Raw genomic sequence first — 13,139 nt, forward strand, 5'->3', positions numbered from 1 at the left:
ACACCGGCCGTGCTCGAGATGCGCGCCGTCTGCAAATCGTTTACGAAGCCGTCCGGCGAGCCGCTGCACGTGCTGGCCGATATCGATCTCACGCTACGCGAGGGCGAAATACTGGGGCTCCTCGGCCGCTCCGGCTCGGGCAAGTCCACGCTGCTGCGGATCGCGGGCGGGCTCGTCAAGCCCTCGTCCGGCGCGGTCGCGTATCGCGGGGCGCCGCTGGCCGGCCCGACCGGCGGCATCGCGGTGGTGTTCCAGACGTTCGCGCTGTACCCGTGGCTGACGGTCGTCGAAAACGTCGAGCTGGGACTCGATGCGCTGAGCCTCCCGCCACGCGAGGTGCGCGAACGGGCCGCCGCCGCGATCGAGATGATCGGGCTCGACGGTTTCGAATCGGCTTATCCGCGCGAACTGTCGGGCGGCATGCGCCAGCGGGTGGGGTTCGCCCGCGCGCTCGTCAGCCAACCCGTCATGCTGTTGATGGACGAACCGTTCTCGGCGCTCGACGTGCTCACTGCGGAAACGTTGCGTACCGATTTTCTCGACCTGTGGGATGCGCGCCAGTTGTCGACCCGGTCGGTGATGATGGTGACCCACAACATCGAGGAAGCCGTGCTCATGTGCGATCGCATCCTCGTGCTCGGCGCCGCCCCGGCGCGCATCGACGCCGCGCTGAACGTGCCGCTGCCGCGTCCGCGCAGCCGGCATGACCCGGCCTTCCAGGCGATCGTCGGCAAGATCTACGCGACGCTGACCGCCCGCATCGCCGATGCGGCGGAGGCCCGCGACGCGGCCGGCGGCGCGCTGGCCATGACGCTGCCCGACGTGACGAGCCATCATCTCGCCGGGTTCGTCGAGACCCTCGCGGCCCCGCCGTACGACGGCCATGCTGAACTCGGCACGATTGCGTCGGCGCTCGCGCTGCGGGCCGACGCGCTCCATTCGACCGCCGCTGCGCTCCATCTGCTCGCCTTTGCCGAGTGGCACGATCGCACGATCAGGCTGAGCGCGGCGGGCCACTTGTTCGCGCACAGCGACGACGAGGCCCGGCGGCGCCTGTTTCGGGAGCATGTCGTCAAATTCGTGCCGCTTGGCGCGCATATCGACGAAGTCCTGGACGAGCGCGCCGGGCATCGCGCGCCGCGCGAGCGTTTCGAACTGGAACTCGAGGATCATCTCGATCCGCGCAGCGCGGATCAGGCGCTGCGCGTCGTGACCGACTGGGGCCGCTACGCCGGGCTGTTCGATTACGACGACCATACGCGCACGTTCGGCCGTTGACCGTGCGCGCGCTCGTCAAATGCGACGTGGCGTGGCGTGACGTGACGAGTCGACGCCGATCGCACCGCGCGGTGCGGATTGACTTCCGTCAACGCACGCCGCGCGGCGCGATCGAGAATGAATGCATCGTCGACGGCAAGACGAGGCGGCATGAGCAATGCCGCCGGCAGGCAGCTTGCCGATCCGGCACCGGAACACACCGGGCGTTCGCTGACGACGTCGTTCAGGCATCCGATCGATGCGTGGCGACGCGAGGTCGATCGTCCAGGCATCGAGCGTGGCGCAGCGGGGCATGCGACGCTGGATGGGCCGTCGGCGCAAGCGTGCCGAACCGGCTGGACTGCCCCGCGCTTGCACACCGACGACCGTCCGCGGGAGGACTGACCATGAACTGGCTTTCCGAATATTTCGCACAGCACACGAGCCCGTTGTTGCTGTCGCTCTGGGCGCATCCGCCGCTCGTGGTCGGGCCGGACGGCCCGGCTTGCCGCGAGCCTTATCGCCTGCCTTATCCGGGTGTGGAGCTGGTGTACACGCCGGCCGAAACCGTGGAGCGCGGCGGCAGGGTCTATGCGTTGCCGGCGCGCTACGACTCGAGAGGGGCATTCGCGCACGGCGCGGTGCACCACGACGGCACGCCGTTCTTCCGCGAGGTGACGATTTTTGCGCCGTCGCCGTTCAACCGCGATTTCGTCATGACGGTCAACGGCGAATTCTCGTTCGTGCCGTCGTTCTGGCCGGACGGCTCACCCGGCTTCTCGGGAATCTGCGCGCCTGCCGCGGGCGTCTGCATGTCGGGTGTGTCCGGCGACCGACCCGGCCCGCCGTGGCTGTTCCAGGGGTATCTCAGCATCTAGGAGCCCGGTTCCCGCCGAGGGCGGGAACCGGGCTACGCGTGCACGTCCCCGCGCTTTCTCCAGAGGGCGAGACAAACGAGCGCGCCGAGCATGCCGCCCGGGCGGGCGAAGTGCGCGGCGCCGCTCGTGTCGCCGCCGTCGGGCGATACGCGTGCGTGCTTCCATCGAAAGCGCAACAGGAGCCTCATCATGCACATCGGAAGAATCAGTACCCGGCCGGTCGAATCCTGCACCGTGGAATGCAGTGCGCTCGAACTGGCCGATCGCATGCGGCACGCGCATGTCGGCGATATCGTCGTCATCGAGTATCGCGAGGGCGATGCCATCCCGATCGGCGTCGTCACCGACCGCGACCTGGTGATCGAGGTGATGGCCCGCGGCGACGATCCCGGCGGCGTGACGGCCGGCCAGATCATGTCGCGGGGCCTGGTCGTCGTGTCCGACACCGACGAGATCGGCGTCGCGCTCGAGGAGATGCGCCGGTCGGGCATCCGGCGCTTGCCGGTGGTCGACGATGAGGGCCGTCTCTCCGGCATCGTGACGCTCGACGATATCGTCGAGCATCTGGCGGGGCTGCTCGGCGGTATCGCGGAAGTCGGCAAGCTGCAGCAGATCGAGGAGCAGCGTTTCCGCGCGTAACGACGTGTCGCCGGCCCTGCGCCCGTCGTGGGCGCCGGCGCCGGCGCCGTTTTCCGGGGGTGCCACCCACCGCGCGGCTATGTGCGTAGCACGGCGAACAACGGCGCCCAGAATGCGCGGTCACCGTACGCCGCGACATCGCAGTCGGTCTCGAACCGGATCGCGATCGCGGCCTCGGAGCCGTCCAGCGGCTCGGCATGCGCGATCTGCGTGGCCAGTACGGCAGTGTCGGCGTCGGACGCATCGTGCCCGAGCGCGGCCCGGGCCGCGACACGCGCGGCGAGCGTCGCCCGGCTCGCGGTGAAGTCGAGAATGGCGACGCGCGCGCCGAGCTGCGCGGCGAGCGAGATGAAGGCCGTCCGGTTGTGCCGGCGCAGGAACGTCGCGTCGACGATCGCCGTGTAGCCGCCGGCGAGGACCACGCCGGCCTGTTCGCGGAGCCTGTCGTAGGTCGCGTCGATTGCCGTATCCGAGTACGCGGCGGCGGGCAGCCGGGTGTGCTCCGGCGCGCAGGCGTCGCGCTTGCGCTCGACATCGCTGGACAGCCGGATCGCGCCGATCTGTTCCGCCAGCGCGCGGCTGGCCACCGACTTGCCCGAGCCGGACAAGCCGCGGCACAGAAGCAGCACGGGTTGCGCATCGCGCCGCGTCTGCGCCATATCCGACGCGACGCGCAGATAGCGGCCGCGCGCCGCTTCGTCGCCGCGCAGCCGCGCGGTCATTGCCCGCACCAGCGCGCGATAGACGAAGTAGCACGGCAGCACGCCCAGCGCCGCATGGTCGCCCGTGCGGGCGAGCCATCCGGACAGGAGACAGTGGGCGCAGTCGGTTCGCCCGCGGGCGGAATAATCCATCAGCGCAAACGCGAGATCGCTCGCCACGTCGATCCAGCGCAGCGAGTCGTCGAATTCGATGCAGTCGAACATCAGGATGCGGTTGCGCCAGCGGACGACGTTGTCGAGATGCAGGTCGCCGTGGCACGCGCGCACGAAGCCGTGCGCATGCCGCTCGGCGAGCAGCGGTGCGATGCGGGCCAGCTCGGCCTCGTACCAGCGGCGCAGCGCGGCTTCCCCGGGCACGGTGACGTCGAGCGTGTCGCGCAACGGCCGGCATTGCGCCGCGACGCTGGCCGCGCTGCCCGGGTGGCCGCGCGGCGCACGGCGGGGCGCGTGAAGGTGATGGCGAGCCAGCGTCACCGCGAGTGCATCCGCATCGGTCAGGCCCACGTCGTGCGATGCGCTGCGTGCCGACAGCATTGCATCCGCATCGAACCGGCGCATGCGCACCACATGCTCGCCCGGCACCGCGGCGTGTCGGTGCCGGCGCGCGGCGGTCGCCACGGGCGGGCCGAATGCACTGCGCCGGCCCTGCGCGACGAGCGGCCAGACGCCCAGGTACAGCGGGCCGGCGAACGGCCGGTTGAGCGTGCATTCGGCGAGCGCGCAGCGGCGCCGCTGCGCGGGGCGCACGAGGTCGACGAACGCGAAGCGGACGGGCTTGATGCGCTTGTATGCATAACGCCCTGCCAGATACACGACGGACAGGTGCGTTTCGATCCGTTCGATCCGGCCGGCGGGATGGGGATAGTTGGCGGGCCGGCGCAATGCGCGATCGAATTGCAGGGTTTCGCGTCGTGCGGCTCCGCGACTCGACTTGAACGGCAGGCGTGGTGCTCGGGGCATGGTGAACGGATCGATGCCGTGCGCGTGCATGCTGCGGCGCCGGCGGGTTGCGGTCGAACGGAAACGGCACGTTCCCGTTTGCTCGATGTCGCGGGATCGGGCCGGCCGGCCCGGGGGCTCGCGTGCGACGAATCTTATTGCAGCCGACTGCCGCCCCTTTCGGCTTGATGCGCGTCAAGCGCACCGACGGTGCGTACGCGGACGGCTACCCGTGGCCCGGCGCCTGCCGACGTCATCCGGAGCTGCGCGGGCCACGACCGCGCTGGAACGTCAACCGGTGTTCATTGAAGAGCGCGCGCCAATCGAGCTTCATCAACGCGAAGACGACGCCGAGCAACACCAGTTGCGTGACGATGAAGTATCCGCCCAGGTAGGTGCCTTCGAGTTGCGATTCCAGGTCCAGTCGGGTCGACGCAAAGCGGCCGAGTTGCGCCCAGACCGCATAGGTCGTTGCGCGGCCGATGAAGAACGCCGCCGCGATGATTCTGAGCGGCAGCCCGGAAAGTCCGTATGCGATGAAGAGGTAGTTCGACGGTAGCGGGCTCAATGCATAGAAGAAGAACGCGCCGACGGTCAGCGTTCGGTGCTTTTTCAGCCATTGTGCGGCGACGTCTATATTCTCGCGGTCGGATTCCCGCATCCAGCGTGAGCGGACAAGCGACCTTGCGAAAGTGGCGAGGATGACGCGGCCGGTCGTGGCCGCGCCTGCCGCTGCGACGGCAAAGATCAGTGGATTGCCGTCAGGCAGATTGAACCCGACCCACGACATCGCCATCCAGGTAGGGGGAGCGAACGCGGGCACGAGATTCAGCAGAAGAATCAGCAGGAACAGAAGCGCCAGCGTCTGCACGGTATCGGCTCCACGCTATCCAGTGTCACGTTTCGATTTTGCCGAGAAAAGGGACAGGCGGCTTGACTCACATCAAGCCGGGTGTCATGCCGGCGCTTCGCGGCAGGCGCGCCATCCTGACCCAAGTCAACGGACTTGCCACCACGTTTCCTAGACTGGGGCCACGCTGTCTGCAACCGGAATCGAGCGGTGCAAACCAGTCCATGCCCAGTGATCGGAAAAAGCGTCATGTCTCGAATCCCTTGGTCGATCGACCTCTTGCTGCTGATCGTCGCGGCCGTCACGCTCGCCTCGGGAGGCGTGTGCATGGCGTTCGGACTGCCGTCGCTCGCGCGAATCGCCTGGCTGGCGGGTACGTTGCCGATCCTGCTCGCGTTGACGGTATCGCTAGCAAAAGCCGTGGCGAGGCGCCAGGCCGGCATCGACGTGCTCGCGTGGCTGGCGATCGGGCTCGCGATCGTGCTGGACGAGACCCTGACAGCGGCAGTGATCGCGTTGATGCTGGCTAGCGGCCGCGCGCTGGAACAGTATGCGCAGCACCGCGCGCAACGCGAGATGACCGCGCTGCTCGGCCGCGCCCCTCGACGGGCAACCCGGTTCGAGAACGGCGAATGGCGCTCCGTTGCGCTGGAAACCATCGTCCCCGGTGACCGCCTCCTCGTGCGAAGCGGCGAGTTCGTGCCGGTCGACGGCACGTTGAGCGATGACGCGGAACTCGACGAATCCATGCTGACGGGCGAGTCGTCCACCCAGTCGCGACGTGCCGGAGAAAGCGCGTGCAGCGGCGTGGTCAACGTCGGCGCGCCGTTCGAAATGGTCGCTCGCACGACGGCAGGCGACAGTACGTTTGCCGGTATCGTCCGCATGGTCGAACGCGCGCAACGCGAGCGCAGTCCGTCCGTGCGTCTCGCGGATCGCTACGCCGCGCTTTTCGTACTGGCCTCGCTTTTCGTCGCGGGGCTCTCCTGGCTGATGACCGGCGATGTCGCTCGTGCGCTCGCCGTGCTCGTCGTGGCCACGCCTTGTCCGTTGATTCTTGCGGTTCCGGTCGCAATTGTGTCGGGCATGTCGCGTTGTTCGAGACGCGGCGTGCTGGTCAAGGGCGGCGGTGCGCTGGAACGCCTGGCTCAAGCGTCGATTCTGTTCTTCGACAAGACAGGGACGTTGACCGGAGGGCAGGCGCGTATCGTTTCGATCGAATGCGGCGGGGGCATCGCAACGGACGATGTGCTGCGTTGGGCGGCGTCGTTGGCCCAGGCGTCAGGTCACGTCATTTCGGATGCGCTGACGATCGCCGCACGCGAACGTGGCATCGATCTGTCGCCGCCGTCGGGCGTCGTGGAAACGGCGGGTGAGGGCGTGACGGGCCGGGTCGACGATCGGACGGTCGCGATCGGCAAGTTCGAGTACGTTTCCGCCAGATCGACGGTTGAACCATGGAGCGACGCGTTCCTGAGGCGGATCGCGGCCGAGGGCGGGGCTGCCGTATTCGTCGGCGTGGATGGCGTGATGACCGGCGCGATTCAGATGGCCGACCAGCTGCGACTGGAAACGCCAAGGGCATTGCGGTTACTGAAACGCGAGGGCGTCGAGCGCCTCGTCATGCTGACGGGCGACCGGTGTGACATTGCACAGGCCGTGGGCGAGCTGCTGGGTGTCACCGACGTGCGCGCCGAGCAGACGCCCACGGACAAGCTTGCCGCCATCGAGGCTGCCCGCAAGGACGGCGTGACGATCATGGTCGGCGACGGTGTGAACGATGCACCGGCACTCGCGGCGGCCGACGTCGGTATCGCGATGGGCGCGCGGGGGGCCGCGGCGTCTTCCGAAGCGGCCGACGTGGTACTGCTGGTGGATCGGCTGGACCGACTCGTCGATGCGATCCGTATCGCACGACGGTCACGCCGTATCGCGCTCGAAAGCGTGGTGGCGGGTATGTCGCTGTCGTTTGCTGCAATGACGATTGCCGCCGCCGGATTCCTGCAACCGATCGCAGGTGCGGTCGTTCAGGAAGTCATCGACGTCGTCGTCATCGTCAATGCGTTGCGCGTGTTGCTGGTGCCCGCGAGGCGGACGAGCGCCCGGCCGGCCGACCTCGACGTCGAGCAGCTCAAGCGCGAGCATGCGGCATTGTCGCCGTTGCTCGATCGGATCAGGGATCTGGCGGATCGCTTGCCGCAACTTTCCGCGGGAGCCATCACCCGGGAGCTGGTGCAAGTCATCGACTCACTCGACGAACGGCTGCTGCCGCACGAACGTGCCGACGATCTCGAAGTTTACGCGCGCCTGGCTCCGCTGCTTGGCGGCGAGGATCCGCTTGCCGCGATGAGCGGCGCCCACCGGGAGATCTTCAAGATGGTCCGGTCGCTCAGGCAGATGGTCGCGGACGTGCCGCGCGACGACGTGAGCAGCATGCAGGTTCAGGCGATACAGCGCTTGCTGTACGGGCTGGAAGCGATCGTACGCCTGCATTGCGCTCAGGAAGAGGAGCTGTTCCATGCCGTGGGAACGGAGGCGTGACGAGGACGCGTCATGCACTCGTCATGCACTCGGCGCGGGCACGAGAAGGAGTGGCGTCTTCGTGATCCGCGCAACGCGTCCGGCCACGCTGCCGACGAGCCAGCCCGTGACGCCTCGCCGTCCATGAGTGCCCATGACGATCATGTCTGCATTCCATTCGATCGCGTCGCGCACGATCAGACGAGAAACGTCCGCGTCGATTCGATCCGTTTGAATCAGTTGCGACTGCGCGTGTCCGGCTGCGCCATCGAGGAGGGCCGTCGCGCCCTGCAGTGCATGGTTGCCTTCGCCGATCAATGCATCTTCCAGTGCCCCGCCAAGGACGAAGTCACCCAGCGCAGGGGGACGATCAACCACATATATCGCACGAAATTCAGTGTCGGGTCGAGAGAATGCCAACCCGGTCCGCAATGCGTCGAGTGCCATTGCGCTTCCGTCGACGGCGAACAGCATTCGCGTCGGCAGGTGCTCGGCAACCGACGCGAAGCCTTCTGGAACGATGAGAAGCGGGCAGGGAACGAGTTTGCCGAGCGGGCCGGAAACCGTTCCTTCGACCCATCTGAGCAAGCCATGATGCTGACGTGCGCCGATGATCAGGAGTTCGGCCTGCCAGGCTTGCACGCTGTCGGTCAGCGCATGCACGATATCCCCGCCGCGGGCGGCCAGGTCGATGACTTCCGTGTCGATGGCGAGGTCGTCGCGATCCATTGCGGCTTTGGCGCGCGACAGCGCATCGGATGCATCCCTGAGCAACTCGACGCGCGCCGATTCGAGGAACGCCATGGCTTTCGAGCCGAGCGGGACAAGCGTTCTCGGATTTTCCGCAACGCTGACGATATGCACGGCTGCATTCGCTGGAACGAGCGCTTTGGCATACGCGAGTGCGTGAGCGGATGCGTTCGAACCGTCGATGGCGATCAGCACCCGTTGGGGAGCCTGGACTGCCTGGACGGGTGAAGTGCCGGTGTTCATGAATGTCTCCCGGTGGCGACCGACGATCGTGTGCATGGCAATTTTTCGCGCTTCCGGTTCTTCCCGGCTTGACCTTCGTCAAGCACGCTTGTCTTCGCGGTGCAACAGGGCAGGATGACCGGTTCCCCGTCTTCGGCATCCTTCCCGCTCGTGCTCTCCGCCCCGCACCGGCGGGCGATTGACGCAGGTCAACCGCATTCCCGATGGCGGTCATACAGTCGATTCGGGCGATGCGGCACATGACCGCGCGCTGATTGCGGGCGGTCAGCCATCGCACGGCCGGATTCGCGCCGAGCATGTTCATGCCGCCCGATTGCGAGCGGAACTCAATGTGTTGCGGGGCGGGGCGATGAAACAACGGGTGTGGGCGGTCGGCGTGCTCCTTGCATTGGCCGCGTGCGCCGGCGCGGAACGGAACGCGGCCTTCCGGTCGACGGAAACGCAGTTGTTCGCGACGCGCCAGGCCGCGGTGCTGCAGTGTTCGACGCCTGCCGAATGCGACCGCGCATGGCACTTCGCACGCCGCTACGTCGAAGCGCATTCGTCGACCCGGATCACGCGCGCCGATACGGACACGATCGAAACGGCGGCGCCGTTTCTGGCCGGAGAAGTGTATCTGTGGGCCTCCCGCACGGCGTCGGGCGGCGCGTCGGTGATCCGGCTCAAGGCGATGTGCAAGGGCATGTACGCCAGCGACGGCGGCCCGGGCTGGCGGTACGACGCGTGCGCGACGAAGATCCTCGACATCGAGCGGGGCTTCCGGTCATACGGGAACCCGGCGCGTTCGTCCGACGCGCCGACGGCGCCCGTCGTGCCGCGATGATCCGGCGTCTCGCGGCCGCTCGCGTGCCGGTTTCCGCGTGATTCCGAACCGTTGACCTCCGTCAACGCCAGCTTCCGGCGAACGCCGATGATGAAAACCATGCCGAACGCCGCCGGCGCGTCGGTTCATCCAGCGAGGTCGGTATGTACACGAACATCATGGTCGCCGTGGACGGCAGTCCTTCATCGCAACGCGCGCTCGACGAGGGCTTGAAGGTGGCGCGATCGTGCGGTGCCCGCCTGTTCGCCGTTTTCGTCGTCGACAAATCGCTGCTGATCACTTACAGCGGGCGCCTGGATCCGGATGCATTGCTCGCCGAGATCCGGCGCGACGGCGCGTCGGTCCTGCGACAAGCGGAACGAACCATCGCGCACGCGGCAGTCAACGGCGAGACGGAACTCGTCGAGACCGAGCTTGGCGAGAGTATCGCCGAACGGCTGCAGCGCTACGTCGCCGAACGGTCGATCGATCTCGCGGTGGTCGGCACTCACGGGCGGCGCGGGGTCCGGCGGCTGTTCCTCGGCAGCGTCGCCGAACGGTTCCTGCGCGGATCGAGCTGTCCGGTCCTGCTCATGCGCGGCACCGACGCCGCACCGGCCGCGGCGGCGGCGTAGGGCCGCCATGCACGCAGCGCCGCCAGCCGGCGCCTGCCCGTGCGCAACCTGCCGAGGTGACCATCATGCAGATCTCGTTTCCTTCCGAACATCCGACGTATTGCGGCCTGGATCCGGCACTGACCTTTCCGGCGCTGGTCGAAGGCCACCGCGTGCGCTGCGCGATTACCGCGGAAGCGCTGGAGGATCACTTCCGCGCGGCGTCGCCGCGCGAGCAGGATCTCGTGGAGGCGTTTGCCCGCCACCGTCCCGCGATCGAGCGCGCCGCACGCTGCCTGCTCGAGGAGATGGGCGGGCGGCCGATCCTGCTTCACAGCGGCTATTTCCGGTTCTGCACGTGAGCGCCCGCAGTCGTTGACGCGCATCAAGCGCGTGCCGATACGGGCAGTTACGCTGGAATCCTGATGATCGTTCGTCCATTGTGCGGCACACGGCGCCGCGCCAATCCGGTCTTCATCATGGCGTCGCGCGGGCGGGACGAACGCGCGGGCCGCTTGTCTATCGTTCAAGGAGTGCGAACCATGAGCAATGTCACGCGTTACGATCCGTTTTCGATCGAACCCGTCGCCGACCTGTTTCAGGGGCTGTTCAGGCCGCTGCGCGGAATGACGCTGACGGACGAGCCCGATCTGGCCTCGATGAAGATCGACGTGACGGAAAGCGACGAGGCGTACAAGGTCAACGCGGAACTGCCGGGCGTCGCCAAGGACGACATCGACGTCCAGGTGACGGGCAGCACCGTATCGATCAACGCGAAGATCGAGCGCAACAAGGAGCAGAAGGAGGGCGAACGCGTGATCCGGCGCGAGCGCTACAGCGGTGCGATCAGCCGTTCGTTCTCGCTGTCGGGCGAGATCGACGACGCGAATGCAACGGCGACTTACCAGGACGGCGTGCTGTCGCTGACGCTCCCGAAGAAGGCACCGGTCGCGCAGAAGAAGCTGGCCATCAGCTGATCGGACGGCAGGCAGCGGGCGATGCGGGCACGCGTCGTCCGAAGAGGGATACCGGCGCGCGGAGCGATCCGCGCGCCGTCTTCATTGAAGCGGTCGCGCGAACGCTCACGCATGCGATCCCGTGCCGCCGGCCCGGTAGCCCACCGTCTGCGCGAGGATCGGGAGCTCGTCCTCGTTCAGCCGCAGCGCATCGGCAAGCGCGCGGTGGTTGATCCAGCCGCGTACGACGGTGCCGAGCCCGGCGGCCGCGCAGTAGAGCGACACGTTCTGCGCGATGGCGCCGGCCGTGATCGCCGAGAACACGTCGCGCTGTTGCGGCGGCATGTCGAGGATCGCCGAGGTCCGCACGACGTAGACGAGATCCAGCGGCGCGCGGCCGACGAAGTCCTGGTAACCCGTGAGGTTGCGGGCATCCACCGCGTGTTTCAGCACGAGCCGGTGCGCGGGCGCGTCATAGCGATAGACGCCGCACGGCAGCGCGACGTACACGTCGATTTCGTTGAACGCATGCGCGGACGGCGCCGTGCGGCCGCCGCCGGCGGGCCGGTTGACGCCGTCCGCGGCCCACAGCATCGCGCCGAGCGTCGCGGGCGGCAGCGGCGTGGCGGCGAATTCGCGGGCGCTCATTCTGGCTGCGAGTGCCGTCATCAAGGGCGGGCCGCTGTCGAGGTCCGGATGCGGCAGGTCGATGAGGGCCGGGGATTCGCCCTGTGGCGATACCGGCCGTGCCGGCGGCGCCGGCGAATAGGCCAACAGTTGCTGTTCCGTCATGTGAGTCTCCTTGGAGCATCGCCGTGCTTGCCTGGGACGTCGCGCATCGGCGATTTCACGATAAGACGGCCGGGCCGCATCGGCTTGACCTCCGTCAAGCGGTGCTCCGGCGGGCTGCGACGCGCGTCGAGCGGCGTCCGTTGACCTGCATCAGCGATCCCCGGCCGGGCGTGTGCGAATCTGGAGATGTGCGGCGGACTGGCGCGCCGCGGCTCACAGGAGTGCAGGCGATGAAGACCGACAAGCAGTTGAAGCAGGACGTTCAGGACGAACTGGAGTCCGACCCGGCGATCGACGCGACACGTATCGGTGTCGAGGTGGTCAACCGGATCGTGACGCTCTCGGGTCATCCGCCGAGCTATGCGGAGAAGCTGGCGATCGAGCGGGCGGCGAACCGCGTGGCCGGCGTCAAGGCGCTCGTCGTCGACATGACCGTGCATCTGCCGGACGACGACGTCCGCACCGACGAGGACATCGCGAACGCGGTGCGTTCGGTGCTGCACTGGACGGTCGGGCTGCACGACGACGCGGTGAAGGTGCAGGTCGAACACGGCTGGATCACGCTGTCCGGCAGGGTCGAATGGGCGTACCAGAGCCACCTGGCCGTGCGGGCGATCTCGCAGATGCGCAGCGTGACCGGCGTGACCGACCATATCGCGGTGCAGGGGACGATCGGTTCGGCCGACATCGGCGGCAACATCAAGCGCGCGATCATGCGCCATGCGGAGCGCGAGGCGAAGCACATCGCGATCGAGGTGCGCGACGGCACGGTGCGGCTGTCCGGCAAGGTCGGCTCGTTCTCCGAGCGCAAGGCCGTGCGCGGGGCGGCATGGTCGGCGCGCGGCGTGCGTGCCGTCGTCGACGACCTGGTCGTCGAGTAACGCCGGCGAGCGGCAACCGGATGCGCGGTCCGCGCGGAAGGAGGAGTCAAATGACACTGTCAGGCGAGGTGCACGACGCGGACTGGTCGGTGGCGATCGAGACGATCGCCGCCGGAACGGGCGGCTATCGTTGCAGGATCCACGTGACGCTGGTGTCGCCGGAGGGCGCGTGCGAGCGTACGTTCGCGCACAGCCGGGCCCACGACACCGAGCGCGAAGCCGCGATCGACGGGCTGCGCGCCGGGATGACGTGGGTCGAGATGATGAAATCGAACACGTTCACGGTTTGAGGTCGC

Annotated in this window: 15 protein-coding genes; 11 read left to right on the forward strand and 4 right to left on the reverse strand. The window is 67.7% G+C overall.

From position 1 onward, the window contains the following. The first annotated feature begins 18 nt into the window (after positions 1-18). From C5O79_RS14815 to C5O79_RS14835, 4 genes are all read left to right on the forward strand, one after another. Positions 19-1,278, forward strand: a complete 1,260-nt coding sequence (locus C5O79_RS14815; RefSeq protein WP_046547309.1) for a nitrate/sulfonate/bicarbonate ABC transporter ATP-binding protein — start codon at positions 19-21, stop codon at positions 1,276-1,278. A 150-nt stretch (positions 1,279-1,428) separates the two neighbouring features. Next, positions 1,429-1,662 carry a hypothetical protein gene (locus tag C5O79_RS14820; RefSeq protein WP_122478724.1) on the forward strand — a complete coding sequence of 78 codons (234 nt, stop codon included), beginning with the start codon at positions 1,429-1,431 and terminating at the stop codon, positions 1,660-1,662. 2 nt (positions 1,663-1,664) lie between these two features. Then, positions 1,665-2,135, forward strand: a complete 471-nt coding sequence (locus tag C5O79_RS14825; RefSeq protein WP_046546549.1) for a hypothetical protein — start codon at positions 1,665-1,667, stop codon at positions 2,133-2,135. A gap of 189 nt (positions 2,136-2,324) precedes the next feature. Continuing rightward, positions 2,325-2,774 carry a CBS domain-containing protein gene (locus C5O79_RS14835; protein ID WP_046547310.1) on the forward strand — a complete coding sequence of 150 codons (450 nt, stop codon included), beginning with the start codon at positions 2,325-2,327 and terminating at the stop codon, positions 2,772-2,774. Positions 2,775-2,851: 77 nt separating this feature from the next. On the opposite strand, the gene C5O79_RS14840 is transcribed toward C5O79_RS14835, so the two are convergent. Both C5O79_RS14840 and C5O79_RS14845 read right to left on the reverse strand, forming a co-directional pair. Beyond that, positions 2,852-4,456: a bifunctional aminoglycoside phosphotransferase/ATP-binding protein gene (locus C5O79_RS14840; protein WP_122479096.1), complete on the reverse strand. Its 1,605-nt coding sequence runs from the start codon at positions 4,454-4,456 to the stop codon at positions 2,852-2,854. Between the two features lie 232 nt (positions 4,457-4,688). Next, on the reverse strand, positions 4,689-5,306 hold the full coding sequence (locus C5O79_RS14845) for a VTT domain-containing protein (protein WP_122478727.1): 618 nt from the start codon (positions 5,304-5,306) through the stop codon (positions 4,689-4,691). A gap of 228 nt (positions 5,307-5,534) precedes the next feature. On the opposite strand from C5O79_RS14845, the gene C5O79_RS14850 reads away from it, so the two are divergent. Then, positions 5,535-7,826: a heavy metal translocating P-type ATPase gene (locus C5O79_RS14850; protein WP_122479099.1), complete on the forward strand. Its 2,292-nt coding sequence runs from the start codon at positions 5,535-5,537 to the stop codon at positions 7,824-7,826. Between the two features lie 21 nt (positions 7,827-7,847). Here C5O79_RS14850 and C5O79_RS14855 read toward each other — a convergent pair whose 3' ends face one another. Further along, complete coding sequence (locus C5O79_RS14855; RefSeq protein WP_122479102.1) at positions 7,848-8,798, reverse strand: universal stress protein; 951 nt, start codon at positions 8,796-8,798, stop codon at positions 7,848-7,850. 349 nt (positions 8,799-9,147) lie between these two features. Between C5O79_RS14855 and C5O79_RS14860 the strand changes: the two genes are divergently transcribed. From C5O79_RS14860 to C5O79_RS14875, 4 genes are all read left to right on the forward strand, one after another. Next, a complete protein-coding gene (locus tag C5O79_RS14860) occupies positions 9,148-9,621 on the forward strand; it encodes a hypothetical protein (protein ID WP_046546552.1) in 474 nt (157 codons plus the stop codon). Between the two features lie 143 nt (positions 9,622-9,764). Continuing rightward, the gene (locus C5O79_RS14865; RefSeq protein ID WP_047852893.1) at positions 9,765-10,235 is read left to right on the forward strand and encodes a universal stress protein; all 471 of its coding nucleotides are present in this window, start codon (positions 9,765-9,767) and stop codon (positions 10,233-10,235) included. Positions 10,236-10,300: 65 nt separating this feature from the next. Beyond that, positions 10,301-10,576, forward strand: a complete 276-nt coding sequence (locus C5O79_RS14870; protein ID WP_046546554.1) for a DUF1488 domain-containing protein — start codon at positions 10,301-10,303, stop codon at positions 10,574-10,576. 180 nt (positions 10,577-10,756) lie between these two features. Continuing rightward, entirely contained in the window at positions 10,757-11,191 is a 435-nt protein-coding gene (locus C5O79_RS14875) for an Hsp20/alpha crystallin family protein (RefSeq protein ID WP_046546555.1), read from the forward strand. Between the two features lie 105 nt (positions 11,192-11,296). Here C5O79_RS14875 and C5O79_RS14880 read toward each other — a convergent pair whose 3' ends face one another. Next, a complete protein-coding gene (locus C5O79_RS14880; RefSeq protein ID WP_046546556.1) occupies positions 11,297-11,962 on the reverse strand; it encodes a nitroreductase family protein in 666 nt (221 codons plus the stop codon). Between the two features lie 230 nt (positions 11,963-12,192). On the opposite strand from C5O79_RS14880, the gene C5O79_RS14885 reads away from it, so the two are divergent. Together C5O79_RS14885 and C5O79_RS14890 are read left to right on the forward strand one after the other, a co-directional pair. After that, the gene (locus tag C5O79_RS14885) at positions 12,193-12,843 is read left to right on the forward strand and encodes a BON domain-containing protein (RefSeq protein ID WP_039353456.1); all 651 of its coding nucleotides are present in this window, start codon (positions 12,193-12,195) and stop codon (positions 12,841-12,843) included. A 50-nt stretch (positions 12,844-12,893) separates the two neighbouring features. Continuing rightward, positions 12,894-13,133 (forward strand): hypothetical protein, encoded by a 240-nt coding sequence (locus C5O79_RS14890; protein ID WP_047852891.1) that lies wholly within the window; start codon positions 12,894-12,896, stop codon positions 13,131-13,133. Positions 13,134-13,139: the final 6 nt, after the last annotated feature.

Origin of the sequence: Burkholderia sp. SRS-25 (assembly GCF_004343765.1) — a bacterium.
Lineage (GTDB): Bacteria > Pseudomonadota > Gammaproteobacteria > Burkholderiales > Burkholderiaceae > Burkholderia > Burkholderia contaminans.

Excerpts from the sequence above, each read along its gene's own strand:
- C5O79_RS14875 (WP_046546555.1), top strand. The coding sequence starts at position 10,757 with ATGAGCAATGTCACGCGTTACGATCCGTTTTCGATCGAACCCGTCGCC.
- C5O79_RS14885 (WP_039353456.1), top strand. The coding sequence starts at position 12,193 with ATGAAGACCGACAAGCAGTTGAAGCAGGACGTTCAGGACGAACTGGAG.
- C5O79_RS14835 (WP_046547310.1), top strand. The coding sequence starts at position 2,325 with ATGCACATCGGAAGAATCAGTACCCGGCCGGTCGAATCCTGCACCGTG.
- C5O79_RS14870 (WP_046546554.1), top strand. The coding sequence starts at position 10,301 with ATGCAGATCTCGTTTCCTTCCGAACATCCGACGTATTGCGGCCTGGAT.
- C5O79_RS14860 (WP_046546552.1), top strand. The coding sequence starts at position 9,148 with ATGAAACAACGGGTGTGGGCGGTCGGCGTGCTCCTTGCATTGGCCGCG.
- C5O79_RS14840 (WP_122479096.1), bottom strand. The coding sequence starts at position 4,456 with ATGCCCCGAGCACCACGCCTGCCGTTCAAGTCGAGTCGCGGAGCCGCA.
- C5O79_RS14880 (WP_046546556.1), bottom strand. The coding sequence starts at position 11,962 with ATGACGGAACAGCAACTGTTGGCCTATTCGCCGGCGCCGCCGGCACGG.
- C5O79_RS14855 (WP_122479102.1), bottom strand. The coding sequence starts at position 8,798 with ATGAACACCGGCACTTCACCCGTCCAGGCAGTCCAGGCTCCCCAACGG.
- C5O79_RS14850 (WP_122479099.1), top strand. The coding sequence starts at position 5,535 with ATGTCTCGAATCCCTTGGTCGATCGACCTCTTGCTGCTGATCGTCGCG.
- C5O79_RS14815 (WP_046547309.1), top strand. The coding sequence starts at position 19 with ATGCGCGCCGTCTGCAAATCGTTTACGAAGCCGTCCGGCGAGCCGCTG.
- C5O79_RS14865 (WP_047852893.1), top strand. The coding sequence starts at position 9,765 with ATGTACACGAACATCATGGTCGCCGTGGACGGCAGTCCTTCATCGCAA.
- C5O79_RS14820 (WP_122478724.1), top strand. The coding sequence starts at position 1,429 with ATGAGCAATGCCGCCGGCAGGCAGCTTGCCGATCCGGCACCGGAACAC.
- C5O79_RS14825 (WP_046546549.1), top strand. The coding sequence starts at position 1,665 with ATGAACTGGCTTTCCGAATATTTCGCACAGCACACGAGCCCGTTGTTG.
- C5O79_RS14890 (WP_047852891.1), top strand. The coding sequence starts at position 12,894 with ATGACACTGTCAGGCGAGGTGCACGACGCGGACTGGTCGGTGGCGATC.